The organism is Tessaracoccus zhenghani (assembly GCF_055326325.1).
In genome coordinates, this window is the sequence record NZ_JBUZNQ010000007.1 from 54,255 (window position 1) to 79,561 (window position 25,307).

The following is a 25,307-nucleotide window of genomic DNA, read 5'->3' on the forward strand; positions in this document are numbered from 1 at the left end:
GGCGTGACCGTCGAGACCACGGACTCCCCCGTCGTCGCGCGCAGGCCGGGATGGAGCGTGTCGCTGATTCCCGCCGCGCTGGTTTCCCTGTCGGCGTTCTTCCTCTTCGGCCTCGAGGCCCGCCCCGTCGGCTACCTGACGATGGCGCTCGGCATCGCCCTGGCCGTCTGGCTCGACCGGGTGCTGCTCCGCGACCTCCTGCTGGTCGCCGTCGGCCTCGTCATCGTCTCCACCATCTCGGTGCGCGCCGACGTGAGTTGGGGCAACGTGGCGCTGATGGGCACCGTGCTGACGCTGGCCGTGGCGGTGCCGTACCTGCTCAACCGCTTCGGCTACGGAGACCACACCATCCGTTTCCACTGGCTCTCAGGCCGCTGGACGCGATGGATGTGGGCCTATCTGCTGGCGGTGCCGGTGATCGGCTGGGTGCTGCTGCCCACCTACTTCGTGCGCTCCGGCGCGTACCGCAACTGGCCCGCGCTCGAGGACTGGACGGAGGTGGCCCGCTTCTTCGTCGGCGTGAACTTCGTGGGTTCCTGGGACGAGTTCTTCTTCATCATCACGATCTTCGTGCTCCTGCGCCGGCACTTCTCCTTCTGGTTCGCCAACGTGTTGACCGCGGTGATCTTCGTGTCGTTCCTCTGGGAGTTGGGCTACCAGGAGTGGGGCCCGCTGCTCACCACCCCGTTCGCCCTCCTCCAGGCGTACCTGTACTCGAAGACCCGCTCGCTGCTGTACGTGCTGGTGGTGCACCTGCTGTTCGACGTGGTGGTGTTCCTGTCGATCGTGCACGTGCGCTACCCGCAGCTGCAGATCTTCTTCTACCTGTGGTGACTCAGCCCTGCTTGCGGGCCCTCTCCAGGCGGGCGTACATCTCGTCGACCAGGTCGCGGAAGCGCTTCTCCACCTCGCGGCGGCGCACCTTCAGCGTGGGCGTCAGCAGGCCGTTGTCCATGGTGAATTCCTCATGCAGGACGGTGGTTTCCTTCGGCCGCTCCTGCGATGGCAGCCGCGCCGTGATCTCGTCGACGCGGCGGCGCAGCTCGTCGAGCAGCTCGCTCGAGTTCATCCAGTCCTTCATCTCCCCGGGCCAGGAGAAGCGCTTAGCCAGCTCCTCCACCGCGGGCAGGGACGGCTTGACCAGCAGCGTGACGAACGGCCTGTTGTCGCCGAGCAGCACGGCGTGTTCGAACAGCGGGTCCGCCAGGATCAGGCCCTCGATGGGCTGCGGGGCGACGTTCTTGCCGCCGAGGGTGACGATGATGTCCTTCAGCCGGTCCGTGATGATGAGGAAGCCGTCGGTGTCGACGTAGCCGACGTCGCCGGTGTGCAGCCACCCGTCCTTGATCACCTGATCCGTGGCCTTCTGGTCGTTCCAGTAGCCCTTCATGACATTGAGGCCCTTGTAGAGGATTTCGCCGAAGTCGCCGATCCGGATCTGGCCACCGGGCAGCACCTTGCCCGTGGTGTTCTCCTTGAAGTCGTCCGGCGCGTTGAACGACACCAGGGGCGAGGCCTCCGTCAGCCCGTAGCCCTGCATCACCGGCAGACCCACCGACGCGAAGAACTCCTCGATCTCCGGCCGCAGCGGGGCCCCGCCGCAGGCCAGCACGGTCTTCGGCCCGCCCAACGCGGCGCGGACGTTGCCGAGCACCAGCTTGTCGGCGATCCGCAACTTCGCACGGAGCGAGGCGCCGGGCTCACGACCGGCGCGGAACGCGTACTGGTTGTGCCTGCCCACCTTCAACGCCCAGGCGAAGATCGCGCGCTTCACCGGCGACCCGCCGGCCTTCTGGTGCGCCGTGGTGTAGACCGTCTCGAACAGCTTCGGCACCGAGACCATCATGGTGGGCTGGGCCAGCACCATCTGCTCCGCGACGGTGCGCGCGTTCTCGACGTAGGTGTTCATGCAGCCGTGCATCAGCACGACGTAGGTCCAGGCCCGCTCCAGCGCATGCGAGAGGGGCAGGAACGACAGCGAGTGGTCGTCGGGGGTGATGTCGAAGAACTGGTCCAGCGCGTCGGACTGCATCACGAACGCCTTGTGTTGGAGCATCACGCCCTTGGGGTTGCCGGTGGTGCCGGAGGTGTAGATGATCGACGCCAGGTCGTCGCCGTCCGCCCCCGCGAAGCGCTCCTCGACCTCGGGCGTCGGCTCGGCCAGGAAGTCGGCGTAGCTGACGATCTGGGCCGGCATGCCGTCGTACGGCTGGGTGATGATGACGTGCTGCAGCTCCGGCAGGGAGTCGAACACCTCCAGCACCCGTTCGGCCTCAGACTGGTTCCCGACGAACATCACCGTCAGGCCCGAATCCCCCGCGATGTGCTGGATCTGCTCCGGCGTGGAGGTGGCGTACAACGGCACGGGCACCGCGCGCACCGTGCCGCAACCCAGGTCGATCTCCGACCACTCGGGGCTGTTGCCGAGGAAGATGCCGACCCGCCCGCCTGTCTCGACGCCGAGGTTCAGGAGCCCCTGAGCCACCCGGCGGATCTGCTCGCCGAACTGGGCGTAGGTCTGGGTTCGCCACGCGTCGTTCTCGCGGATTCTGGTGGCGGTGCGATGGCCATGCTGCTCGATGATGCTGCGGACGCGTGCGACGACGTGGTTCATGGGGTTCCCCTCCGTTGGGCGTTCTCCAGCCTAACGCGCCCCGAGACAGACCCGCCCGCCGGTGTCTAGACTTGGCGGACCCCAACCTTGGAAGTGACATGACTGACTGAGCCGGGCGCGCCCGTTGGCGTGCCGTCCCCCAGACCGCATCCCAGCGACCCCTCAGGATCCTCATGGCTCATTCCCCTGCCGTCGTCGCAGACGGCCTCTCCTTCCACCTGCCCAGCGGCGCCGTCATCCTTGACCGCGTCTCCGCCACGTTCCCGGCTGCCCTGACTGGGCTGATCGGGCCCAACGGCTCCGGGAAAACCACCCTGCTGCGCCTGATCGCCGGCCACCTCCAACCGACGGCGGGCCACCTGCTCGTCTCCGGGCGGGTCCACCTCCTGCCCCAGCGGGTGTCGACGGCGGGTTCGGTGGCCGAGCTGCTCGGCATCGCGCCGGTCCGGGCCGCGCTGTGGGCGATCGAGGCCGGGTCCGTCGACCAGGCGCAGTTCGACGCCGTCGGCGAGGACTGGGACGTCGAGCCCCGGGCCCTGGCCGAACTGGCCGCGTTGGGGCTGGCCGTCGACGCCGACTTCCTCGACCGCGACGCCAGCTCGCTGTCCGGCGGTGAAGCCACCCGCATCGCGCTGGCGGGCGCCCGGCTGGCCCGAGCCGACATCACGCTGCTCGACGAGCCCACCAACAACCTCGACACCCGCACGCGACGGTGGCTCCACGACGCCCTCAGCGCCTGGGACGGCGCGGTCATCGTCGTCAGCCACGACCGCGACCTGCTGGAGCGCGTGGGCGCCCTGGTGGACCTCGATCCCCGCGGCACCGTCAGCTTCGGCGGCCCGTTCAGCGCCTACCAGGAGCAGCGTGCCGCCGCTCAGGCCACGGCTGAGCGGCGACTTCGGGAGGCCGACGCCGAGGTGTCCCGCGCGAAGCGCGCCGCGCAGGCGGAGCTGCAGCGGCAGGCCCAACGGGACCGCTCCGGGCGGCGTGAGCGGGCCAAGGGCAACGTGGACAAGATGGCCGCGCACTACTTCCAGGACCGCGCGGACAAGGGATCTGGGGCCAAGGCGGCGGCGCACGCGGGGGCCATCGCCGACGCGCTGGACAACCGCAGCCGCGCGGACGCCGCGGCCCGTGCCCCGGAGGTGATCAGGATCGACCTGCCGGACACCACGGTGCCGCCGGGCAAGCGGGTTCTGGCCCTGCGTCAGCCTGGTGAGTCGCCGCTCGAGGTGGTCGGCCCTGAGCGGATCCGCCTCACGGGCGACAACGGGGCGGGGAAGTCCACCCTGCTCGCCCGGCTGCTCGGCAGCGGCACCGCGTCCCACCTCCTCCGCGACCTGGAGGTCGCGCTTGAGCCCCAAGTGCCCGTCGGCGCGCTGACGCAGACACTCGATGAGTTGGACGCTTTCCCCTCCGCGCTGGAGGCGGTGCGGGCGGCCGCCCCGGGCCGGACGCCGCACGACGCCCGGGCGCTCCTGGCGCGGTTCCTGATCAGGGGTGACCGCGCGGACCAGCCTCCGGCCACCATGTCCGGCGGCGAACGGTTCCGGCTAGGGCTGGCGCGCACGCTGTTCGCGGATCCCGCGCCCCAGTTGCTGGTGCTCGACGAGCCCACCAACAACCTCGACCTGGCGTCGGTGGTGCAACTGGTGGCCGCGCTCGGCGACTACCGCGGGGCCCTCCTCATCGTCACCCACGACGCGCACCTGGCCCGCGACCTGCACGTCACCCGTCGCTGGGATCTCACCCGGGAGGCGGGCGACGTGCGGATCAGTGACGGGTGAGGCGTCAGCCGCGGGCCTTGTCGGCGGCGATCACGCGACGCATGCCCTCGATGGCGGTGGGGATCAGGTTGGCGATCTGCGAGGCTGCCTTCTCCTCGTCGGTCATGGGCTGGAAATCGTGGTGGCCCATGATCATCATCACGCCGCCGGCGCGGACGCGGCGGGTGGCGGCGACGAGGAACAGCGTGGCGCATTCCATCTCGGAGACCAGGCAGCCGCCCTTCACCCAGGCGTCCCACCGCTCCTTCAGGCGCGACGCCACGGGCATCGAATCCGGCGAGTGCTGCCCGTAGAAGGAGTCCTTCGACTGCGAGACGCCCACGTGGTAGCGCTTCCCCATGTCCCGCGCGGCCTCGGTCAGGCCCATGATGAGGTCCTGGTGTGCGACGGCGGGGAACTCCATCGGCAGGTAGTGCAGGCCAGTGCCCTCGTCGCGGATGGCGGCGTTGATCACGGCGACATCGCCGGGCTGCGTCTCCGGCTGCATGGCGCCGGAGGTGCCGACGCGCATGAAGGTGTCGGCGCCCACATGGATGAGTTCCTCGACGGCGATCGCGGTGGACGGGCCGCCCATGCCGGTGGACGTGACCGCGACGGGCACGCCGTCGAGTTCACCGGCCCAGGTGGTGTGTTCGCGGTTCGACGCGACGAAGCGGGGGTTGTCGAAATGCTGCGCGATGACCTCGCAGCGGCCGGGGTCGCCGGGGAGGAAGACGTAGCGCCCGATGTCGCCCTGGGCGAGGTGGATGTGGTACTCGTAACCCTCTGAGTAGGCCATGAATGCTCCTTACTGAATGTCAGCCAAGCTACCCGTATCCAGGCGGCCTCTGCTGGGTTTAGAGTTTGTCAGACACACCGTCGGGCGCGTCACCTCGGTGTGGGGGCCGAGGAGGAGATGCGATGAACGTGCTGCGCCGTGCGCTGGCCGTCGCCGCCACGGTCCTCCTCGCCGTCCCGGCCGTGGCACGTGCCGATGAGGGCACCGCCCCCGGCACGCCGGTCCGGCGCATCTCGTGCCCCACCGCCGAGCAGGTCTCGAAGGTCTCCGGCTACGACCTGTCCTCCCTGACCGCCACCCGCGCCTCCTGCTGGTACGAGAGCGCCCCCACCGCCGCGCAGGGCCTGCGGCAGCGCGTCGAGTTCACCTACACCAAGGACGCCGGCCTGGCCGCCGCCCGGTCCCGCGTCGAGGCGTGGCAGGACGCCACCATCCGCTCGGCCGTCGCGTTGGGCCCGGAGGCGTTCTCCTGGGAGTCCGCGGGCCCGGCCAACGTCTACTGGGAGGTCAGCCCCGGGGCGGTGGGCACGCTCAGCGGCGTCGACGAGCACGCGAAGGCAGTGGCCACCGCGGAGTTGTTCCGCCCACAGATGGAGGTCTACACCGTGCCGGGCGAGCGCAAGGTGAGCGGCCGGAAGTGGCGCACCACCTGCGAGCCGTACTCCGAGACCACCCGCTGCCGCACCGAGATCTGGGCGCACACCGTCGTGCCGGACGGGGCTTCCTTCCGCCGCCAGGAGGGCTGGACTTTCAACTCTCTGACGTACCTCTGGTCCAAGCGCGCGCTGTGGGCCGACAATCCGCTCGCCACGGACGGCACGTGGCGGGCCGACGGCCGGGTCTGGCGCACCGAATGCGACACGGCGGTCACGGGACGCGGCGCCTGCCGCACCTGGCTGCGTCACCCCACCGTCGAGGTGGCCCCGGACGGGGAGTTCGTCACCACCGTCGGCTGGGTGTTCAACAACCAGGTCCTGTTCAGCTGAGCCGAACCGGTTCCGCCTGTCAACCAAAGCGCCGCTCATCGCGTCTTACCCATACAGACCTTTGAGGAAGGCGATTCCAATGACGCTCCGCACCACACTCACCGTCCTGGCCGCCGCAGCGATGTTCGCCGTCGGTGTGGCCACTCCCGCGCAGGCCGCCCCGGTCGCCCCTGTAGCCCGCGTCGCCTGCCCCTCCGCCGAGGCCGTCTCGGCCACCTGGGGCGGGAAGTTGACCCGGACAGAGGTCACCACCACCTCCTGCCGCTACCAGAGGGTGGGCGGCGACGCCTACGACGGCTTCACCGTCAGCGTCGCCGTCGGCACCCCGGCCGAGGTCAAGGCGACGATCGCCGCCGAGTGGCCCGACGAGAGCCCCTATCCGTTCCAGCCGCAACCCGTACCGGCGCTGGGCGCCGATGCCTTCAAGTGGGCCGACGCCAGCCCTGCGTTCTACTACTGGACGTTCGCGCCGGGCGCGGTGGCCTCCATGACCGGCAACACCTGGGCCGTGTCCGAGGCCAACAACATCGCCACCGCCAAGCTCTTCAAGCCGATGATGGAGGTCTACACCGTCCCCGGCGAGCGCACCGTCAACTCTCGCCAGTGGCGCACCACCTGCGAGCCGTACTCGGCCACCGCCCGCTGCCGCACCGAGATCTGGGCCTCCGTCATCACGCTGAAGGACGGCCGCTACCTCAAGACCGACGGCTGGGCCTTCAACTCGCTCACGTACCGCTGGTCGGACCGCGCCCTCTGGAAGAACAACCCCCTGGGCAACACCACCCCGGGCTGGACCGCCACCGACGGCCGCAGGTGGCGCACGGAATGCGACACCGCCACCACCGGACGCGGCGCCTGCCGCAGCTACATCCAGGCCACCGTCATCAGCACCACGGCCTCCGGCTACCGGCAGGAGACCAAGTGGGTCTTCAACAACCAGGTCCTGTTCAACTCATGATCTCCAGTGATCTTCAAGGAAGACAATGATTCAGAACGTTCGGTACCGCCTCATCGTGGTGGCCAGCGCCGCCCTCCTGGTGGCCTCTGCCGTTGTCCACGCCCCCTCCGCCCATGCGGAGGTCGACGTGTACTCGATCCCCGGCGTCCACCTCGTCAACGGACGCGAGTGGCGCACCACCTGCGAGAAGTACTCGCAGACCAGCCGCTGCCGCACGGAGATCAAGGCGACGGTCATCTCCTACAACGCCACGACAGCCACGTTCACCCAGCGGACGGATTGGGCCTTCAACAACCTGACCTACCAGCCGTCGAACTGGGCCATCTGGAAGGGCAATCCCCTCGCCACGCCCGGGAGTTGGACGGCCCCTGACGGCCGCCAGTGGACCACCGAATGCAACACCCCGGCCACCGGCCGTAACGGCTGCCGCTCGTACGCCAGGGTCTCCGTCGCGTCCTACGAGGGTTCCACCTATCACGTCTCGCCACGCTGGGTCTTCAACAACATCGTCCGGTTCACGCCAGGAACCATGCCGGACATCAGCACCCCGGTCACGATCCCCGATGACAAGCTACGTGCCTGCCTGACCCAGGCCCTCCACGGCGCGCCGCCCTCCGCGGCCACGCTCGCCAGTCTGAACTTCCTGCAATGCGACGCCGACGATTTGACGGGTCTCGAACACGCCGTCAACCTGAGCAACGTCCATCTCAGCGGCTCCTTCACGAACCTCACACCGGTGGGGAAACTCAGCAAGCTCTACCTGCTCAACCTGCACGACAACATGGCACTCCGGGACCTGCGTCCGCTCGCGTCCCTCACCGGGATCGCCCACCTGGATCTCCGCAACACCGGCGTCACGGACTTCTCGCCGCTGAGTGAGGTGGCATCGCTGGGCACATTGACCATCACGTCTCCGACGCTCACCTCCCTGGGCACCACCGTCGGTGGGCCCAACCTCAGCCATCTGCAGGTCGAAGGTCCGAGGCTCACCGACGTCTCGGGGCTGGCCAACGCCCGAGGTCTGACGAGCATCTGGCTCCAGGACACCGCTGTAGCCACGCTACCGTCGCTTTCACAGCTGAAGAACCTCACCGAGTTGGACGTGCGGGGAACCCGCATCACCAGCCTGGCCCCGCTCACCGGTCACCCGTCGCTGGAGATCATCAACATGGAGAGAACCCCGGTGACCGACGTGACTCCGCTGGTCAGCCTGCCGAAGCTGCGCATCATCTGGGCGTTCAACAACAACGTCACCAACTGGACGGTCCTGAAGCCGAGGTTCGACGCCGGAGGGCTGCAGATCTTCTGGTTCGCACCGTCCGACGGGTACACGCCACCCTGGTGATCTTGCCGCCCGGTGACATACTCGCCGGGTGACCGATAGAAACCACATCTCCGCACCAGGCACGGCCAGGACCTTCCACCGGATGAAGGTCCTGGCCGTCCTGCTGTTGTCGATGGGGATGTCGCTCATGGCCATCTCGTCGGTCAACGTGGCCCTACCCACCATCCAGGAGGGGCTGGGCGCGACCGACCAGGACCTCCAGTGGGTGCTCGCCGGCTACGCGCTGGCCTTCGGAGTGACGCTGATCCCCGCCGGCCGCGCCGGCGACGTGCTGGGGCGTGGCTCCTGGTTCATCGTCGGTGCGGCGCTGTTCACCGTGGCGTCGCTGGCCTGCGGTCTGGCGCCCAACGCGTTCATCCTGAACGCAGCCAGACTGGTGCAGGGCGTAGGCGCGGGACTGTTCTCGCCGCAGGTCACCGGCATGATCCAGCAGTACTTCAGCGGCGGCGGGCGGGCCAAGGCGTTCGCCCTGCTGGGCGTGACGATCTCCGCCTCAGTGGCGGCCGGCCCCGTCATCGCCGGTGCCATCATCGAGGCCGCCGGCCCGGAGACCGGGTGGCGCTGGGCCTTCTTCGGCTACCTCCCCCTCGGCCTTGCCGCCGTCGTGCTGGGCCTGAGGTGGTTCCCGTTCGTGAAGGAACGCAGGCGCCGGCTGGGCCTCGACGCGACGGCGGGCAGGGTCGATCTGGACCCGGTCGGCTCCCTGCTCATCACCGCCTCCGTGGTGGCCGTGATGTACCCGTTCATGGCGAGGCAGTCGTGGGCCTGGTGGCTCCTGCCGCTCGCCGCCGTCCTGATCCTCGCGTGGTGGCTCTGGGAGCGCCGGTACAAGGCCGCGGGCCGCGAGCCGCTCGTGGACCTCGAACTCTTCCGCTACCGCTCCTTCCGCAACGGGCTGCTGGTCTCCGGCGCCGCCTTCCTGGGTCTGACCTCCACGTTCGCGGTGGTGGCGATCTTCCTGCAGAACGGGCTGGGGGTCGACGCGCTGCGCACCGGCCTGCTGGGCCTCCCCAACGCGGTGCTGAGCGCCGTCGCCTCTATCTACACGGTGCGCTTCGTGATGACGCGCGGCAGGCGTCTCGTCGTGTTCGCGCTCGCGTTGATGGTCACCGGCGCCCTGTTGAGCATCCTGGTGGCGTGGGGCATCGGGGAGTTCGGCTGGTCGTTCTGGTGGCTCTCGGCCACGCTGGGTCTCAACGGGGCGGCCATGGGCGCCTTCGCCTCGGCGAACCAGACGTTGAGCATGCAGGACGTGCCCGTGCGCCACGGAGGCACGGCCAGCGGCCTGAAGCAGACCGTCGAGCGCATCACCACCGCGCTGGGCAACGCGGCCATCACCGGCGTCTTCTTCGCCGTCGCCGCCACGGGCTCGTGGACCCTGGCGTTCATGGGCGCCTTCACCGGGATCGCGGCCTGCCTCCTGCTCGCGCTGGTGCTGGGGATCATGGACGACAGGCAGCATGCGCGCTGAAAACCGCGCCAGCGACTTCCCCCGCCACGTAGCTAGGCTGGGCACCATGTCTTTCCCCCTCGGTGCCCACGTCGACTCCGTCAACCCGCTCGCCGACGCCGCGGCGCTCGGCGCCGGCGTCGTGCAGATCTTCCTCGGCGACCCGCAGAGCTGGAAGAAGCCCGCGGCCCTCACCGAGGGCGGGGCCGAGGCCCTCAGGCTGGCCGCCGCCGAGGCAGGCGTGCAGCTGGTCATCCACTCCCCCTACGTGCTCAACGTCGCGTCGCTGAACAACCGCGTGCGCATCCCCAGCCGCAAGCTGCTGCAGCAGACCGTCGACGAGGCGGCCGCCGTCGGCGCGCTCGGCGTGGTGGTGCACGGCGGTCACGTCACCGCGAAGGACGACCCGGCCGTCGGGTACGAGAACTGGCGCAAGTGCGTGGACGGGCTCAAACTGCCGGTGCCGATCTTCATCGAGAACACAGCCGGCGGCGGGCAGGCGATGGCGCGCTACGAAGAGTCCATCGAGCGGCTGTGGGACGCCATCTCCGGTTCGGACAACATCGCTCAGGTGGGGTTCTGCCTCGACACGTGCCACGCCCACGCGGGCGGGCTCGAACTCGACGGTCTGGTGGGACGCATCAAGGCGATCACCGGCCGCATCGACGTGGTGCACTGCAACGACTCCCGCGACGCCTACGACAGCGGCGCCGACCGGCACGCCAACCTTGGTCAGGGCCAGGCGGACCCGGACGCCCTCATCGCGATCATCCGCGAAGCGGCCGTGCCGACCATCCTCGAAACCCCCGGCGGGGTCCCGGAGCACGACGCCGACCTGGCGTGGCTCCGGGCCCGGCTCTGAGGGTTACTTCCAGCCGTTGGCGACAGCCAGCCGCTCGGCCTCTGCGCGGTAGCGCTCCATGATGTCCGGCTTCGACGCGGCCTCGTAGGTCTCGGAGCCGGCCAGCTCCCAGGTGGGGAGCGTTCCGGTCAGCACCCACGCGGCCTGACGCGCCGCGCCCAGCGCCACGTACTCGCCGGCCGGCGGCACGTCCACGGGCACCCCGAGCACCTCTGGGGCGATCCGCCGCACGGCCTCAGACTTGGCGCCGCCACCGATCAGCGACACGCGCTCAACGGCGACACCGAGCGCTCGCACCGCATCAAGACCCCCGCCGAGCAGGCCCAGCAGGCCCTCGACGGCGGCGCGGGCGAGGTTCGACGGCGTGAAGTTGGCCAGCGTCATGCCCACCAGCGACGCCGTGGCGTCGGGCAGGTTGGGCGTGCGTTCCCCCTCGAACCACGGCACGAGGGTCAGCCCGCCCGCGCCGGGCGCGGCCGAGAGTGCCAGCCTGGCCAGTTCGTCGAAATCGACACCCAGCACGGAGCGGGCGCTGTCGAGGATGCGGGCCGCGTTGAGGGTGGCGGTGAGAGGCAGCCAGGCGCCGGTGGCGTCCGCGAAGCCGTTCACGGTTCCGGTGGCGTCGGCCACCGGGGTGCCGGAGACCGCAGCCACCACGCCCGAAGTACCGATCGACAGCGACGTCTGGCCGGGCGCGAGGCCCAGCCCGAGCGCGGCCGCCGCGTTGTCGCCGGCACCGGGCCCGATGAGGAACCCGGGCCCCTCGACCCCCTCGTCGGGGCGCAGCACGCGGGGCAACACCACATTCGCGGCGTCGCGGCGCAGCGCCAGCGACAACAGGTCGCGCCGGTACTCATTGGCGACGGAGTCGAAGTAGCCCGTGCCCGAGGCGTCAGAGCGGTCCGTGACCAGGTCGTCGAGCGAGAGTGAGCCACGGATGCGCCACGTCAGCCAGTCGTGCGGGAGCGCGACGGCGGCGACCCGCGCCGCGTTGTCAGGCTCCTCGTCCGCCAGCCAGCGAAGCTTCGTCTGCGTGAACGACGCCAGGGGCAGGTGACCGACGGCCTCCGCCCAGCCGTCGAACTCCGCGCGCAGGTCTGCGGCGGCCCCCGCTGAGCGGGTGTCGTTCCAGAGCAGCGCATCGCGGATCACGCGGCCGTCGGCGTCCAGCGCCACCATGCCGTGCTGCTGGCCGCCGACGCTCAGCGCCTCGACGTCGTCGAGCCCGCCGGCCTGCTCGGCAGCCTGCTGGAACGCGTCCCACCAGTGTTCCGGGTCGACCGCGGTCCTGTCGGGGTGCGACGCCTGGCCCCGGCGCACCACTGCGCCGGAGTCGGCATCGACGATGAGCACCTTGCACGACTGTGTCGAGGTGTCGACGCCTGCCACCAATGCCATCGTCGGTCTCCTAGCCCTTGAGCAGGTGCCGCAGCGCTGCCTGCTGAAGTTCGACGAAATGATACTCGCGGGCGCCCTTCTCGGCGGGATCCGGCATCTCGGCCTTGCGCAGGTCCGCGATGGTCTCGCCCCCGGCGAGGGTGGGCTCCGCGAGCTCGAAGATGGAGGCCTTCTTCATCAGGTCCTGCACCTCGGGATCGGCGCGGAAGGCCTTGGCGCGGTCCGCGAGCATCGTGAAGGCCTCCATGTTGGCCTTCGCGGAATCCCAGATGCCCTCGACGCCCTCGGTGCGGCTGGGCTTGTAGTCGAAGTGGATCGGGCCGTCGTAGCGCGGCGCGTCGGGGCTGGCAGGGAAGCCGTTGACGATGAGGTCGACGGTGAAGAAGGCGCTCATGAGGTCGCCGTGACCGAACACGAGGTCCTGGTCGTACTTCAGGCCCCGCTGGCCGTTGAGGTCGATGTGGAAGAGCTTGTCGCAGTACAGCGCCAGCCCGAGGCCCTGGGTGTAGTTGAGGTTGGCCATCTGCTCGTGGCCGACCTCCGGGTTCAGGCCCACGATGTCGCCGTGCTCGAGCGTGTTGATCAGGCCCAGCGCGTGCCCGATGGTGGGCAGGAGGATGTCGCCGCGCGGCTCGTTGGGCTTGGGCTCCAGGCCGATGCGCAACCCGTAGCCCTGCTCCTTGATGTAGCCGGCGACGGTGTCGAGGCCCTCGGCGTAGCGCGCGTGTGCCGCGTGGTAGTCCTTGGAGCTGTCGTACTCGGCGCCCTCACGCCCGCCCCACATGACGAACGTGCTGGCACCCATGTCGGCGGCGATGTCGACGGCGTGCAGGATCTTGCGCAGCCCGTAGCGACGCACGGAGCGGTCGTTCGAGGTCAGGCCGCCGTCCTTGAACATGGGGTGGCTGAAGGTGTTGGTGGTGACCATCTCGATGGTCAGGCCGGAAGCGTCACACGCCTCCTTGAACTTGGCCAGCCGCTTGGCGACGGTGGCGTCGTCGGCATCGAACGGGTAGACGTCGTTGTCGTGGAAGGTCACACCCCAGGCGCCGAGCTCGGCGAGCTTGTCGGTGTAGTACCAGGGGTCGAACTCAGGCCGCGTGTCGCTGCCGAAGGGATCGGTGCCACGCCAGGCCACCGTCCAGAGACCGAAGGAATAACGAAGATCAGACACGGGACTCTCCTCCATTGGATTTGTTTTCTGAGAAAACAATATCAGCACGACCCCAGACACGACAACCGGCATCGCCGAACTTTGAGAGCCCTTTGCCACACCCGATAAGCTGACCCCGCCACCAAGAACCCAAACCCGAGGGGAGCTCTGGCGTGCTCTATGCCCTGATCGCCGTCCATGCGATTCTGGGCGCCCTCACGCCCCTGATCGTGAAGCGGATGGGGGCCCGTGCCTACCTCTTCCTGGCGCTCGCCCCGTTGGCCGCAGGCATCTGGTTGGTCTCCAAGGCGCCGCTGATCCTGGCGGGCCGCCCCTACGTCGAGGCCTACGGCTGGATCCCGGCGCTCGACATCGATCTCACGCTGCGCCTGGGCCTGCTCCAGTGGGTCCTGGCGATGATCGTCACCTGGATCGGTGTAGGTGTCCTGATCTACTCCCGCTGGTACTTCGAGGGCCTCACCAGCGGCCGGTCCGCCGCGGTGCTCACTCTCTTCGCCGGCACGATGCTGGGGCTGGTCACCGCGGACAACCTGGTGGTGCTCTACGTCTTCTGGGAACTGACCACGGTCTTCTCCTACCTGCTGATCGGCCACGACCCCACCCGCCGCGCCAACCGCGGCGCCGCGCACACCGCGCTGGTCGTGACCACCACCGGTGGCCTGGCCATGCTGATCGGCATCATCGCCCTCTGGAGCGCCTCCGGCACCTTCTCGCTCGAGCAGATCGTCGCCAACCCGCCGACGGGGGTCCTCGCCACGGCGGGCGCGCTCCTGATGCTGGTGGGCGCCCTGTCGAAGTCGGCGCTCGTGCCGTTCCACTTCTGGCTGCCGGGCGCGATGGCGGCGCCCACGCCCATCTCCGCCTACCTGCACGCCGCGGCCATGGTGAAGGCCGGCGTCTACCTCGTCGCCGTGCTGGCCCCCGCGTTCGCGACGGTACCGTTCTGGCGGCCGGCCGTGATGCTGCTGGGCACCCTCACGATGATCATGGGCGGCTGGCGCGCGCTACGCCAAACAGACCTCAAGCTGCTGCTGGCCTACGGCACCGTCTCCCAGCTGGGCTTCATGGTGCTGCTGGCGGGCATCGGCACGGAGGCCGCCGCGCTGGCGGCCATCGGCACCGTCATCGCGCACGCGCTGTTCAAGTCCACGCTGTTCCTGTGCGTCGGCCTGATCGACCACTCCGCCGGCACCCGCGACATCCGCGAGCTCAGCGGTGTGGGGTACCGGGTGCCCTGGCTGGCGGTCCTCGCGGGCCTCGCGGCGCTCTCCATGGCTGGTATGCCGCCGTTGGTGGGCTTCCTCACGAAGGAGGCGGCGTTCGAGTCGATCGTCTACCTCGTCGTCGGCGACATCCAGGCGGTCACACCCCTGGCCGCGGCGGCGCTCGCCGTCGCGCTGGTGTTCGGCTCCGCCATCACCGTGGCCTATTCGCTGCGTTTCTGGTGGGGCGCCTTCGCCTCCAAGGACGGCGCCCCGGCGCTCAGCTGGCACCGTCCGGCCCTCGGCATGGCCGGCGTGCCGATGTTCCTGGGCGCGCTCAGCCTGGTGCTGGGGTTCCTCGGCCCCCAGCTCACCGACATCCTCACCCCCTACGCCGCCCAGGTCGGGCACGGGCAGCCCGGCCACGGCCTCGCGCTGTGGCACGGCGTCTCCTGGCCGCTCGGGATGTCCATGATCGCGGTGGCCGCCGGCGTGCTCCTCTTCGTCTTCCGCGAGCGGATCGCCGACATCCAGGGCACGTTCCCGACGACCACCACGTCGGAGGAGATCTTCCACCGCTCGATGCACGGTCTGGACCGGATCTCCGTCGAGGTCACTGCACGCACCCAGCGCGGCTCGCTGTCGATCTACCTCGGCACCATCCTGCTGGTGATGGTCGCGCTCTCCACCTACGCCATGCTGCGCATCCGCATCTGGCCCACCTACCGGCTCTTCGACAGCTGGCCACAGCTCCTCGTCGCGGCCGTGATGGTGACCGCCGCGGCGTTGGCCGCCGCCTCCCGCGGGCGCATCCGAGCCGTCCTGCTCGTCGGCGTCACCGGCTATGGTCTGGCGCTGCTCTTCGCCATGGGCGGGGCGCCGGACCTGGCGCTCACCCAGGTCCTCGTCGAGACCGTCACGGTGGTGGTGTTCGTGCTCGTCGTGCGCAAGCTGCCGCGCTACTTCACCAACCGCCCGTTGAGCTCGACGCGCTGGTGGCGCGTGCTGATCGCGCTGGCCGTGGGCATCACGGTGACGCTCATCTCGCTGGTCGCCGTGGGCGCCCGCGTGGCGGAGCCAGTGTCGAAAGCCTGGTACGAGGCCGCCTACGAGTTCGGCTACGGCAAGAACATCGTCAACGTCGCGCTCGTCGACATCCGCGCCTGGGACACGCTCGGCGAGATCTCCGTGCTCGTCATCGCCGCCACGGGCGTCGCGTCCCTGATCTTCCTCCGCTCCCGCGTGGTGGGGATCACCTCGACGGCCCAGGCCTTCGAATCACGCGAGGACGAGCCGCAGGCGGACAGCTCGCCAGGCGTGTGGCTGCGCGCCGGCCAGACGCTGTCGCCGATGGTGCGCTCGCTGGTGTTCGAGGTCATCACGCGGATGCTGTTCGGCGTGATGATCGTGGTGTCGGTCTACCTGCTGCTCGCGGGCCACAACTGGCCCGGCGGCGGCTTCGCCGGCGGTCTGGTGGCGGGGATGGCGCTGATGACGCGCTACCTCGCCGCCGGCCGCCACGAACTGGACGAGGCCGCCCCGTTCGACGCCGGACGCCTGCTGGGCGGCGGGCTCATCCTCGCGCTGCTGGCCGCCATCACCCCGGTGTTCTTCGGCGGCAACATCCTGCAGAGCTACGACGCCCACCTCACCATCCCCCTGCTCGGCGAGCTCCACCTCGTGTCCTCGACGGTCTTCGACATCGGCGTGTACCTCGTTGTGGTCGGCATGCTGCTCGACGTGGCCCGCAGCCTCGGTTCCGGCATCGACCAGCACGCCTCCGAGGAGATCGCCCCCATGCCCATCCCGGATTCCACCAAGGCCATCCCCGGTTACGGAGAGCGCCGATGACAGCCAACCTCGTCCTGGCCATCACGGCCGGCGCCCTCGTCGCGGCAGGCGTGTACCTGCTGCTCGAACGCTCCCTCACCCGCATCCTGCTGGGCGTCATGGTGGCCAGCAACGGCGTGAACCTGATGTTCCTGGTGGCGGCCGGCAAGCCGGCGCTGGCGCCCATCATCGGCCTCGGCGACTCCGGCGCCGACGGCGTCTCGGACCCGCTGCCCCAGGCGATGGTGCTCACGGCGATCGTCATCACCATGGCGGTGGCGGCGTTCGTGCTCACGCTCGCCTACCGCAGCTTCCAGCTGCACGGGCACGACGAGGTGGCAGACGACGTGGAGGATGCGCGCATCCGCCAGCTCGCGCTCGACGACGTCACCTCTGAGTCCTATGAGGACACCACGTTCTCCGACACCGGCGCGGACGTGGTGAGCGAATGATGCTGCACAACCTCCTCCCCCTGCCCGTGTTGCTGGCCATCGGCGGCGCAGCAATTGCGCTGGCCCTCCCCCGTCGCCCCGGGCTCCAGCGCCTGGTGTCGATCGTCAGCCTGAGCGGCATCGTCGCTCTGGGCGCCCTGTTCATGTGGCTCACGCATGCCAACGGGCCCATGGCCCTGTGGTTGGGCGCGTGGGCCGAACCCCTGGGCATCTCGCTGGTGGTGGACCGGCTGAGCGCCCTCATGTTGTTCGTCGCCTCGGTGATCGCCCTGGGCGTGCTCCTCTTCGCCACCGGCCAGGACAGGGACGAGGTCAAGCGCGAGACCCCGGTCTCGATCTTCCACCCCACCTTCCTGCTGCTGATGGCGGGCGTGTCGAACGCGTTCCTGGCGGGTGACCTGTTCAACCTGTTCGTCGGCTTCGAGATGCTGCTGTTCGCGTCCTACGTGCTGCTGACGCTGGGTGGCACGTCGGACCGGGTCCGGGCGGGCACCACCTACGTCGTGGTGTCGCTGCTCAGTTCCTCGCTGTTCCTGATCTCGATCGCGGCCATCTACGCCGCCACGGGCACCGTCAACATGGCCCACCTCGCCGTCCGGCTGCGCGACCTCACGGAGCCGGTCCAGCTGCTGCTCGAGGTGCTGTTGATCGTGACGTTCGCCATCAAGGCGGCGGTCTTCCCGCTGTCGTCGTGGCTACCGGATTCCTATCCGACGGCGCCGGCCCCCGTCACCGCGGTGTTCGCCGGGTTGCTGACCAAGGTGGGCGTCTACGCCATCATCCGCACCGAGACCCTGCTGTTCCCCGCCGACACCGTCTACAACGTGCTGCTCGTGGCGTCCCTGCTGACCATGGTGCTGGGCATCCTCGGCGCCATCGCCCAGGTGGAGATCAAGCGAATGCTGTCCTTCACGCTGATCAGCCACATCGGCTACATGATCTTCGGCATCGCGCTGGGCACCGACGCGGGCCTGGCCGCCACCATCTTCTACACCGCGCACCACATCACCATCCAGGCCACGCTGTTCCTCGTGACGGGGCTGATCGAGCGGCGCGGCGGCACGTCGTCGCTGGACGGGCTGGGCGGCCTGCTGAAGGTCGCCCCCCTGCTGGCGGCGCTGTTCTTCATCCCGGCCATGAACCTGGGTGGCATCCCCCCGCTGTCGGGCTTCATCGGCAAGCTCGGCCTGCTCCAGGCGGCCGCCGAGGTGGGCACCCCGCTGGCCTGGACCGTGCTCGCCGGCGGCGTGCTGACCAGCCTGTTGACGTTGATGGCGATGGCCAAGGTCTGGAACCGCGCGTTCTGGGGGGTCACCCCCGCAGAGCAGCGCCGGGCAGAGGCCGCGGCCCACGACCTCGATCCTGATGAGATCGCGGATGAGGACACCCGCCCCATGCCCCCGCTGCAGGTGGGCGCCACCATCGGGCTGATCCTGTTCGGCCTGGCCCTCACAGCGTTCGCCGGCCCGCTCTACGAGTACGCGCACGCTGCCGCTGCGGCGCTGCGTGACGGGTCCTACGTGCAGGCAGTGCTGCCGGGAGGTCTGCGATGATCGCCAGATCCCGTGTCCCCTGGGCCGAGCGGCTCACGTTCCGGCCCCTGTCGGTGCTGTCCATGGCCACCGTCTGGGTGCTGCTCTGGGGCAGCGTCTCCCCCATGGTCATCGTGTCAGGGCTCCTGCTGGGCTACGTGGTGGGCATCGTGCTCCCGCTCCCCCCCGTGTTCTGGAAGGGTCACCTCCGGCCGGTGGGCATCCTGCGGTTGATAGGGCACCTGGTCTACGACCTGGCCGTGTCGTCCATCCGCGTGTTCCTGCTCGCGTTCCACCGGAAGGTCGACCTGCGCGCGGGCATCGTGCGGATCGACCTCATCACCGACAACGACCTCTACCAGGTGCAGGTGGCCGAGATGATCTCACTGGTGCCCGGCACCGTCGTCGTCGAAGTGGTGCGCAACCCGCGCCGCCTCTACCTGCACGCCATCCAGTTGCACGGCGACGACCCCATCGGGCGGGTGCAGAAGATGGCCGTCGGCGTGGAGTCGCGGGTGGTGCGCGCCTTTGGTTCCCGCCGCGAGATAGAGGACTTCAACGCCGCGCTGCACCACCACCCGGCCCCCGACGCCCTCGACCTGGAGGTCGAACCATGATCCTGGCCACCAACATCATCCTGTCGGTCGCGGCCGTGCTGCTGACCGTGGCGGCGTTCATCGGCGTCAACCGGATCGCGGCGGGCCCTTCCCAGCTCGACCGCTCCGTCGCGGCAGACCTCATCGTCGCCGTGATGGTGGCCTCGCTCGGGCTGTGGGTGGTCTGGACGGACATGTCCACGGAGCTGATGGTGCTCGTCCTGCTGTCGATGCTGGGCTTCACCAGCGCCGTGTCGGTGGCCCGCATGGTGTCGGACCGGATGCTGCAGCGGCACCGCTACAACCGGCAGCGGAAGGAGCGGGTGTGATGGACACCGTCTTCGACTTCATCAGCGCGCTGGCCATCCTGGTGGGGGCCATCCTGTGCTTCGGCGCCGCCGTGGCCCTCGTACGGTTCCCTGACCTGCTGGGAAGGATGCACGCCATCACCAAGCCGCAGGTGCTGGGGCTGATCTTCGTCTCCGTCGGCATCGCGCTCAGCCTCCGCACCTGGTGGGCCCTGGGATTGTGCCTGCTGATCATTGCGCTGCAACTCCTGACGGCTCCCGTCTCGGCGAGCATGGTGTCGCGCTCGGCCTACCGAAGCGGGCTGACGGATGATTCGGAACTCCTGGTCAACCACCTGGCCGAAGACCTCAAGGACGCCGGCTTCCGCCACCTGGACTGAGACGGTCGCGGGGCCACCTGCGCAACCATCGGGGGGCGGCCGAGCCGCTCAACAGACGAGGTGGCCCGCCGCCTCGGGAGGGAGGCGGCGGGCCAGTTGCTCAGGAGATCCTGAACCGCGTGATGTTGTTGAACACCCAGTCCTCCGTCACGCGGTAGGACCAGACACCATCCGCGCCCTGGGTGCCGGCCACCAGGCTGGCACGCGCCCAGGACCTGCAGGCGTTCCGGCCGGTCTGTGGGGTGTCGCACTCCGTCTTCCAGCGGCGCCCGTCAGCGGCCGTCCACTCGCCAGCCTTCCCCAGCGGATTGCTCGCCCACTGGGCGCGCGTCATGTGCGGAAGGTAGGTGAGGTTGTTGAACACCCAGCGGTTGGTCTGGACGAAACGCCCGCCGTCGATGGTGACGGTGGTAGCCCAGATGTCGGTGCGGCAACGAATGGTCTGCGAGTACGGCTCGCACTGCGTGTGCCACCACCTTCCGTTGACACTGTGGAATCCGGGCGTGGAGTAGAGGTCGCCTGACTGTGCCGGGCGCGTAACCGTCACCGTCGCCGTGGGCTGCGGCGACGGATCCACCGTCGGCTCCTCGCTGGGCTCCTCCGACGGCTCCTCGCTGGGCTCCTCCGACGGCTCCTCCGACGGCTCCTCGGTGGGAACCGGCGTCGGCGCAACGCCGATGACGAACGGCGCGACGGCGATCCAGTCGACGTCGGGCGCGATGGCATAGCCGTCCAGGATCACGTCGTCGTGCGTGCCCCACTCGGCACCCTCGTCGATGAACAGCGTTGAGCGGGTGTTGCCGAAGGTGATGGCACCGTCGTCGGTGGTCAGCGACAGCGGCATGACCGCCTCCCAGAAGTTGAGCTCGCTGTAGGTGTAGCGGAACGTGGTGCGCCCCGCCAGCCCCTCCTGGCCGTCCTCCGACGCCTGCAGGCCGAGGTCGACCACCTGCGGGTTGTAGTCGTGCGTGCCCTCGATGTCGTCGTTGGAGTAGCCGATGACGACGTCGTACTCGCCCGCCTCTGCGAAGCCCGCGAGCCGCGGAATCGTGAACGTGCCCTCGTTGCCCGGGTTGGCGTCGGTGATGCCGAGGCCCTTGACGAACCCGTCACCGCTGCCGGTTGTCAGCGCCGAGTCGAACCCAGAGGTCCGGGCAGCGCCGCCAAGTTCCACCACGTCGAGGTCCTCGGCCTCGATCCGGACGATCTTGGCGTCCGCGGACACGTTCCTCACCGTGCTGAGCGACGCAACCCGCGCCTCGCCGTCGGCGAACAGCTCCACCTCGGTGACGCCCTCGGGCAGGTGGACGGTCACGGTGGGGTCTGCGCCGTCGGTGAACACGGCGGCGGTTCGCCCGTTCACCCGCAGCTCCAGCTCGGCGCCGGCGCTGCCGTGCCACTCCGCGGTCAGGTCGTAGTAGCCGGACTCGTGGTTGGACAGGTAGGCGTCCGCGCGCTGCCCGGCCGCCAGCGTGGCGTGGCCGTCGTCGAGTGCGGCACCGTCGAACAGCCGGAAGTTGCTGGCCGGGTAGGCCAGTTCCTCGGTGTTGGCGGTTTCGCCCACGCGGACGAGCTCGAATCGGTCGAGGGTCACTCCCCCCGCCTCGCCTGCACCGGGCAGGAGGGCGGCGCCGTCCTGGCTGGTGCGCAGGCTCAGCGTCTGCTCACCCGCCTCCAGATCCACGTACACCTCCGCGCTGCCCCGGGCCACCGTCGCGACGTTGCTGGGCTTGATCGCATTGGCGCCGTAGGTGACGGTGGTGGCGAACTCGTCATCGACGAACAGCGCGTGCCGCGCGACGATACCCGGCGTAGCTCCCAGCACCTGAAGCCGGTAGCGGCCGGCCTGCTCGACGTCGACCGTCCAGTCCGCGCGGGAACCGAGCTCGGAGAAGCCCGCGACGTCCTGGTTGTTCGACGCGCGATACCCGCTGGGGGTGCGGACCTGGGCGTCGGTCAGGAAGGCCTGCTCGGCCTCCAGGAGGTGGCGCTCGGCCTGCCCGTCCAGAGCGGCCTCCGGGTCGACGTCGCCGGCGGGGGTGACGATGACCTGGTAGGTGCTGCTGTCGTTCTGCGACGGGATGCGCAGCTGCAGTTCACCGTCGACGATCGCGACGTCATTACCGGCAGCCACCACGCGGGGGGCCGCAGCGATGCCGTCGGTGCCGCTGACGAGGCTCTCGCGTACCTCGTAGTCCACGACGGTGCCGAACACGTCTTCGGCCAGGCCGGTGAGCCGCAGCCCGCCGTCGTTGCCGTTCGCGAGGCCGCCGACGATGACCTGGGCCCTGTGGGCGTCCTCGTCGATGGCCGCGATGGCGTTTTGCTCACCGGTGACCACCTTGACCGTGTCGGACCCGGTGAGGTCGCCATACCACTTGAACAGCCACCAGCCGCCGTTGCCGGCGTTGACCTTGGCGTAGTTGTCCGAGAGCGTGCCGGAGGCGGTCCAGTACGCGGTCTGGGCGTCCACCTTGGCTGCCTCGAAGCTGGCGAACCAACGAAGCAGGTTGGCCGGCGAGCTCATGTCGCTGGAGGCGCCCCACTCGGTGATGTTGACCTCGGGGACCTCGTCCCTGGTGAGGCCCAGCTGCTGCGCGTACTGGCGGAACAGGCCCGCGCGGACGGGCAGCCACTGGTAGCCGCGCAGCTCGTGCCAGACGTAGATGTCCGGGACGGTGTCTGTCTCGATGGCCATGTCCAGGAAGGCCTTGATGTTGGCCTCGCCGCGCCAAGCCGCATCACCCGGGCCGGCGATCCGCGGCCGCTCCAGCCCGTGCTTGGCGTAGGTGTCGGTGATGACGTTCCACGCCGCCTCCCAGTCGGTCTCTCCGTTCGGGGTGTAGCTGTCTGGCTGGCCACCCTGGTGCATGTAGCGGTCGTAGAGGGAGTCGCTGTTCAGCCACTGCAGGTCCACCTCGTTGAACGGGATGAACACGTACTTCTCCGGGTTCTCCGCCTCGCGCGCGATGGCGTCCACGACAATCTCGAGCACCTCGAGGTAGTCCCAGGCGCCGTTGGGCTCCGGGGCGTACTCGCCGGTCAGGATGCCGTCGTCGCCGCGGACGTAGCTGCGGTCGTCGCCCGGCCGCTCGCCTCGGTTGTAGGGCCAGTCCGGGTAGTAGTCCTGGGTGTAGACGTAGAGGTCTTGGCCGTGCTTGTCGAAGAAGGTCTCCTCGATGTTGAACGCGTCACCGCCCGGGTGCTGCGTGCCGTACGGCGGCTTCTGGGAGACGTTGGTCATGGCCGCGCCGTTGACGATCGCCCGCGTCGGGGACTGCTCGTCCCCCAGGCCGTAGAGCGTGCCCGAGGCGCCACCCCGGAACGCGCCGGTGTTTTGGGAGAAGTCGACGACGACGTCCTGCAGCGGCCGCGCCTCCACGCTCACGCGCGCGACGAGTGGCTCGTCCCAGCCGGAGATCCAGCCCTGCACCTCGAAGGTGTTGCCGGGTGTGGCGAGCTCCGACGGTGGCACCTGGTCCCAGGCGATCGGCGCCTCGGTGGCGAACCCGGATTCCGTCACCACAGACGCGGTGACGGGCAGCTGCGGGCTGACGGAGGCCGGCGTCGATACCTCGAAGACCGCCTCATCCACGGAGGCGATGCCGCCCACGTAATCGGTGAACAGCGTCGAGACCTGCTCTGCGTTCAGCGCGGCCCCGTAGACAGCGAAGTCATCGAACTCGCCGCCGAAGAGCGCGGCCCACTGCGGCGCCCACGGCACGGTGCCGATCAGGCCTGAGCGGGTGCTGTCCGGCTCGCCGAGCTTGGTGAAGTCGAGCGGCACGGCCACCTTGGAGACCAGACTGCCGTTCATGTAGTAGAACAGGGACTCGCCGTCCGCGACGCTCGTCAGGTGCACCCACGTGTTCGACGCCAGCGGCTCGTTGGCCACCGCCTTCACCTCGGAGCCCGAGTTCGCGACCGCCTTGGACTGGCCGCCCTCGTTGGGCTGGTAGTAGACACCCCAGTTGTTGGCAGGCAGGGCGTCGCTGCCGACGATGTAGGCCCAGGGCAGCTGGTTGGCGTTCGCGCCGTTCCAGTTGATCCAGGTGGAGACCGTGATCGCCTCCATCCCGTCGAACAGGCCCTTGGGGATCTCCAGGTACGGCTTCCCCGCCTGCGAGGTGTTCTGCGCCCCGCCGGGGAACTTGCCCGAGGCGCCGAGCTCGGCGGTGGGGCCGGTGCCGCGCGGCAGGGACTCGGCTGCGACGACGCGGGCGTCGAACGCGCTACCCAAGGTGCCCTCGTTGGCGATGCTGGCAGCGGCGGTGTCGCTGTCGAAGGTGTAGAGGAGCAGGGGGTCCGGTGACTCCTCCGCCACCGCCATCGGCGCGTGGACGAGGTGCGGACCCACCAGGGCCAGGCCGAGGGCCGCTACGCCCGCGGCCCGGGCCCTGCTGGAAGCAGTGGGAAATGGCATGGGAAACCTCTCTGTCGAAACTTCTCTGTCCGGCGAAAGTTGATTGCCGCCACCGCGGCGACGGGGTGGATCGATGGGGAGACTCGGTTCGTGATCGACCTTGATAACGTTTTCAAGCCCACGCTACGAGACGAGCGGGGTCAGGTCAACCGTTTCTTGAAAGCGTTATCAGACTAGTTGGTGCGGGGCGGGGCGGTGCTCTCGCGGATGATCACGTCGGGGGTCGTGGAGACCAGTGGGCGCTCCTTGGCGCCGTGGATCTGCTTCTTCAGCAGCTCCCAGCCGCTGCGTCCCATGTCCGCGAACTCCTGGCGCGCGGTGGTCAGCGCGGGGTGCCACAGCGAGGACAGCGGGTGGTCGTCGAAGCCCACAACGCTGACGTCCTCGGGCACCCGGAGCCCCTTGTCCCGCAGCCCGGCCATCACGCCCATGGCGATCTCGTCGTTGCCACAGAACACGGCGGTGACGTCGTCCCGCTCCGCGATGACGTGCCCGACGCCGCGACCCGACTGCGGGTCCCAACTGGCCTCGAAGAGCTCGGGGACTTCGCGCCCGGCGTCCTTGAGCGCCCGCCGCCACCCGGCGGTACGGCCGTCCTCGCGCCGGGACGGTGGAATCCGGACGTGGTGCACCGTCTCATGACCGAGTCCGAGGAGGTGCTCGACCAAGTGCCGTGCGGCCACGGACTCCCGGATCACGGCCTGCGCGTACGACGTGTCCCGCACGCCCGAGAGCGCCACCACCGGCATCCAGTCGGGAATACGCTTGATGGCGGCCACACCGGGCGGGTCGAACTTGAGGACGGCGACACCTGCGATGGCCTGCGAGAGCACCAGCGAGATACCGGCAGTCAGCGACTCCTCGTCGGCCTCCTCGATGACGGTGAAGGTCACGACGTAGCCGTCGGCCCGGGCGGCCTCCTCGAGCCCACGGATGGTCTCCGCGTAGCCGTAGCGCGAGGTGTTGCCCACGACGGCGGCGATCACCTTGGGTTTGCCGCCAACCAGCACCCGCGCCGAGGCGTTCGGCGTGAAGTCCAGCTCCTGGATGGCGGCGGCAACGCGTTCGCGCTTGTCAGCGCGGACATTGGCGCTGCCGCTGAGGAATCGGGACACCGTCGGCACCGAGACACCCGCCAACAGGGCGACGTCCTTCATGGTGGCCGGCACGCGGGCGGCAACGGCAGGATCCTGCCCGCTCGCCGCCGCACTGGTCTCCATGACTCCGAAGCG

Annotated in this window: 19 protein-coding genes; 13 read left to right on the plus strand and 6 right to left on the minus strand. The window is 69.3% G+C overall.

All coding sequences use genetic code 11. The features are described 5' to 3' along the window. The first annotated feature begins 3 nt into the window (after positions 1-3). Entirely contained in the window at positions 4-834 is an 831-nt protein-coding gene (locus ACZK4S_RS13055) for a CPBP family glutamic-type intramembrane protease (protein ID WP_463644556.1), read from the plus strand. 1 nt (position 835) lies between these two features. On the opposite strand, the gene ACZK4S_RS13060 is transcribed toward ACZK4S_RS13055, so the two are convergent. Beyond that, positions 836-2,614, minus strand: coding sequence for an AMP-dependent synthetase/ligase (locus ACZK4S_RS13060; RefSeq protein ID WP_463644557.1), 1,779 nt, complete (start codon positions 2,612-2,614; stop codon positions 836-838). Between the two features lie 173 nt (positions 2,615-2,787). Between ACZK4S_RS13060 and ACZK4S_RS13065 the strand changes: the two genes are divergently transcribed. After that, positions 2,788-4,401: an ATP-binding cassette domain-containing protein gene (locus tag ACZK4S_RS13065; protein WP_463644558.1), complete on the plus strand. Its 1,614-nt coding sequence runs from the start codon at positions 2,788-2,790 to the stop codon at positions 4,399-4,401. Between the two features lie 4 nt (positions 4,402-4,405). Here the strand turns inward: ACZK4S_RS13065 and udp are convergent, their stop codons facing one another. Beyond that, the gene (gene udp, locus ACZK4S_RS13070) at positions 4,406-5,179 is read right to left on the minus strand and encodes a uridine phosphorylase (RefSeq protein ID WP_463644559.1); all 774 of its coding nucleotides are present in this window, start codon (positions 5,177-5,179) and stop codon (positions 4,406-4,408) included. A 122-nt stretch (positions 5,180-5,301) separates the two neighbouring features. Here udp and ACZK4S_RS13075 point away from each other — a divergent pair, with 122 nt between their 5' ends. The 5 genes from ACZK4S_RS13075 (at position 5,302) to ACZK4S_RS13095 (ending at position 10,780) form a co-directional block, all read left to right on the plus strand. Then, on the plus strand, positions 5,302-6,165 hold the full coding sequence (locus tag ACZK4S_RS13075) for a hypothetical protein (protein WP_463644560.1): 864 nt from the start codon (positions 5,302-5,304) through the stop codon (positions 6,163-6,165). A gap of 79 nt (positions 6,166-6,244) precedes the next feature. Next, a complete protein-coding gene (locus ACZK4S_RS13080; RefSeq protein WP_463644561.1) occupies positions 6,245-7,123 on the plus strand; it encodes a hypothetical protein in 879 nt (292 codons plus the stop codon). A gap of 25 nt (positions 7,124-7,148) precedes the next feature. Next, on the plus strand, positions 7,149-8,468 hold the full coding sequence (locus tag ACZK4S_RS13085; protein WP_463644562.1) for a leucine-rich repeat domain-containing protein: 1,320 nt from the start codon (positions 7,149-7,151) through the stop codon (positions 8,466-8,468). 28 nt (positions 8,469-8,496) lie between these two features. Continuing rightward, positions 8,497-9,939, plus strand: coding sequence for an MFS transporter (locus tag ACZK4S_RS13090; protein WP_370585978.1), 1,443 nt, complete (start codon positions 8,497-8,499; stop codon positions 9,937-9,939). A gap of 46 nt (positions 9,940-9,985) precedes the next feature. Then, complete coding sequence (locus tag ACZK4S_RS13095) at positions 9,986-10,780, plus strand: deoxyribonuclease IV (protein ID WP_076061381.1); 795 nt, start codon at positions 9,986-9,988, stop codon at positions 10,778-10,780. A gap of 3 nt (positions 10,781-10,783) precedes the next feature. On the opposite strand, the gene xylB is transcribed toward ACZK4S_RS13095, so the two are convergent. Then, complete coding sequence (gene xylB / locus ACZK4S_RS13100; protein WP_463644563.1) at positions 10,784-12,178, minus strand: xylulokinase; 1,395 nt, start codon at positions 12,176-12,178, stop codon at positions 10,784-10,786. A gap of 10 nt (positions 12,179-12,188) precedes the next feature. Next, positions 12,189-13,352, minus strand: coding sequence for a xylose isomerase (gene xylA, locus ACZK4S_RS13105; protein WP_463644564.1), 1,164 nt, complete (start codon positions 13,350-13,352; stop codon positions 12,189-12,191). A 152-nt stretch (positions 13,353-13,504) separates the two neighbouring features. Here xylA and ACZK4S_RS13110 point away from each other — a divergent pair, with 152 nt between their 5' ends. From ACZK4S_RS13110 to mnhG, 6 genes are read left to right on the plus strand one after another with little or no spacing between them, the layout of a single operon-like run. Beyond that, positions 13,505-16,405 (plus strand): Na+/H+ antiporter subunit A, encoded by a 2,901-nt coding sequence (locus ACZK4S_RS13110; RefSeq protein ID WP_463644565.1) that lies wholly within the window; start codon positions 13,505-13,507, stop codon positions 16,403-16,405. Continuing rightward, positions 16,402-16,836, plus strand: coding sequence for a Na(+)/H(+) antiporter subunit C (locus ACZK4S_RS13115; protein WP_182763244.1), 435 nt, complete (start codon positions 16,402-16,404; stop codon positions 16,834-16,836). Before ACZK4S_RS13110 ends, ACZK4S_RS13115 begins: the two co-directional genes overlap by 4 nt. After that, positions 16,833-18,389, plus strand: coding sequence for a Na+/H+ antiporter subunit D (locus ACZK4S_RS13120; protein WP_463644566.1), 1,557 nt, complete (start codon positions 16,833-16,835; stop codon positions 18,387-18,389). The genes ACZK4S_RS13115 and ACZK4S_RS13120 overlap by 4 nt, the downstream gene beginning before the upstream one ends. Further along, positions 18,386-18,985, plus strand: coding sequence for a Na+/H+ antiporter subunit E (locus ACZK4S_RS13125; protein WP_076061394.1), 600 nt, complete (start codon positions 18,386-18,388; stop codon positions 18,983-18,985). Before ACZK4S_RS13120 ends, ACZK4S_RS13125 begins: the two co-directional genes overlap by 4 nt. After that, positions 18,982-19,293, plus strand: coding sequence for a monovalent cation/H+ antiporter complex subunit F (locus tag ACZK4S_RS13130; protein WP_076061396.1), 312 nt, complete (start codon positions 18,982-18,984; stop codon positions 19,291-19,293). The genes ACZK4S_RS13125 and ACZK4S_RS13130 overlap by 4 nt, the downstream gene beginning before the upstream one ends. Continuing rightward, positions 19,293-19,652 (plus strand): monovalent cation/H(+) antiporter subunit G, encoded by a 360-nt coding sequence (gene mnhG / locus ACZK4S_RS13135; protein ID WP_076061399.1) that lies wholly within the window; start codon positions 19,293-19,295, stop codon positions 19,650-19,652. Before ACZK4S_RS13130 ends, mnhG begins: the two co-directional genes overlap by 1 nt. Positions 19,653-19,752: 100 nt before the next feature. Here the strand turns inward: mnhG and ACZK4S_RS13140 are convergent, their stop codons facing one another. Both ACZK4S_RS13140 and ACZK4S_RS13145 read right to left on the minus strand, forming a co-directional pair. Beyond that, the gene (locus ACZK4S_RS13140) at positions 19,753-24,075 is read right to left on the minus strand and encodes a LamG-like jellyroll fold domain-containing protein (RefSeq protein ID WP_463644567.1); all 4,323 of its coding nucleotides are present in this window, start codon (positions 24,073-24,075) and stop codon (positions 19,753-19,755) included. 173 nt (positions 24,076-24,248) lie between these two features. After that, complete coding sequence (locus tag ACZK4S_RS13145; protein ID WP_463644568.1) at positions 24,249-25,295, minus strand: LacI family DNA-binding transcriptional regulator; 1,047 nt, start codon at positions 25,293-25,295, stop codon at positions 24,249-24,251. Positions 25,296-25,307: the final 12 nt, after the last annotated feature.

Coding starts and splice junctions, on each gene's coding strand:
- xylB (WP_463644563.1), bottom strand. CDS start 12,178: ATGGCATTGGTGGCAGGCGTCGACACCTCGACACAGTCGTGCAAGGTG.
- ACZK4S_RS13060 (WP_463644557.1), bottom strand. CDS start 2,614: ATGAACCACGTCGTCGCACGCGTCCGCAGCATCATCGAGCAGCATGGC.
- ACZK4S_RS13095 (WP_076061381.1), top strand. CDS start 9,986: ATGTCTTTCCCCCTCGGTGCCCACGTCGACTCCGTCAACCCGCTCGCC.
- ACZK4S_RS13125 (WP_076061394.1), top strand. CDS start 18,386: ATGATCGCCAGATCCCGTGTCCCCTGGGCCGAGCGGCTCACGTTCCGG.
- ACZK4S_RS13140 (WP_463644567.1), bottom strand. CDS start 24,075: ATGCCATTTCCCACTGCTTCCAGCAGGGCCCGGGCCGCGGGCGTAGCG.
- ACZK4S_RS13075 (WP_463644560.1), top strand. CDS start 5,302: ATGAACGTGCTGCGCCGTGCGCTGGCCGTCGCCGCCACGGTCCTCCTC.
- ACZK4S_RS13120 (WP_463644566.1), top strand. CDS start 16,833: ATGATGCTGCACAACCTCCTCCCCCTGCCCGTGTTGCTGGCCATCGGC.
- ACZK4S_RS13130 (WP_076061396.1), top strand. CDS start 18,982: ATGATCCTGGCCACCAACATCATCCTGTCGGTCGCGGCCGTGCTGCTG.
- mnhG (WP_076061399.1), top strand. CDS start 19,293: ATGGACACCGTCTTCGACTTCATCAGCGCGCTGGCCATCCTGGTGGGG.
- ACZK4S_RS13065 (WP_463644558.1), top strand. CDS start 2,788: ATGGCTCATTCCCCTGCCGTCGTCGCAGACGGCCTCTCCTTCCACCTG.
- ACZK4S_RS13145 (WP_463644568.1), bottom strand. CDS start 25,295: ATGGAGACCAGTGCGGCGGCGAGCGGGCAGGATCCTGCCGTTGCCGCC.
- udp (WP_463644559.1), bottom strand. CDS start 5,179: ATGGCCTACTCAGAGGGTTACGAGTACCACATCCACCTCGCCCAGGGC.
- ACZK4S_RS13115 (WP_182763244.1), top strand. CDS start 16,402: ATGACAGCCAACCTCGTCCTGGCCATCACGGCCGGCGCCCTCGTCGCG.
- ACZK4S_RS13080 (WP_463644561.1), top strand. CDS start 6,245: ATGACGCTCCGCACCACACTCACCGTCCTGGCCGCCGCAGCGATGTTC.
- ACZK4S_RS13085 (WP_463644562.1), top strand. CDS start 7,149: ATGATTCAGAACGTTCGGTACCGCCTCATCGTGGTGGCCAGCGCCGCC.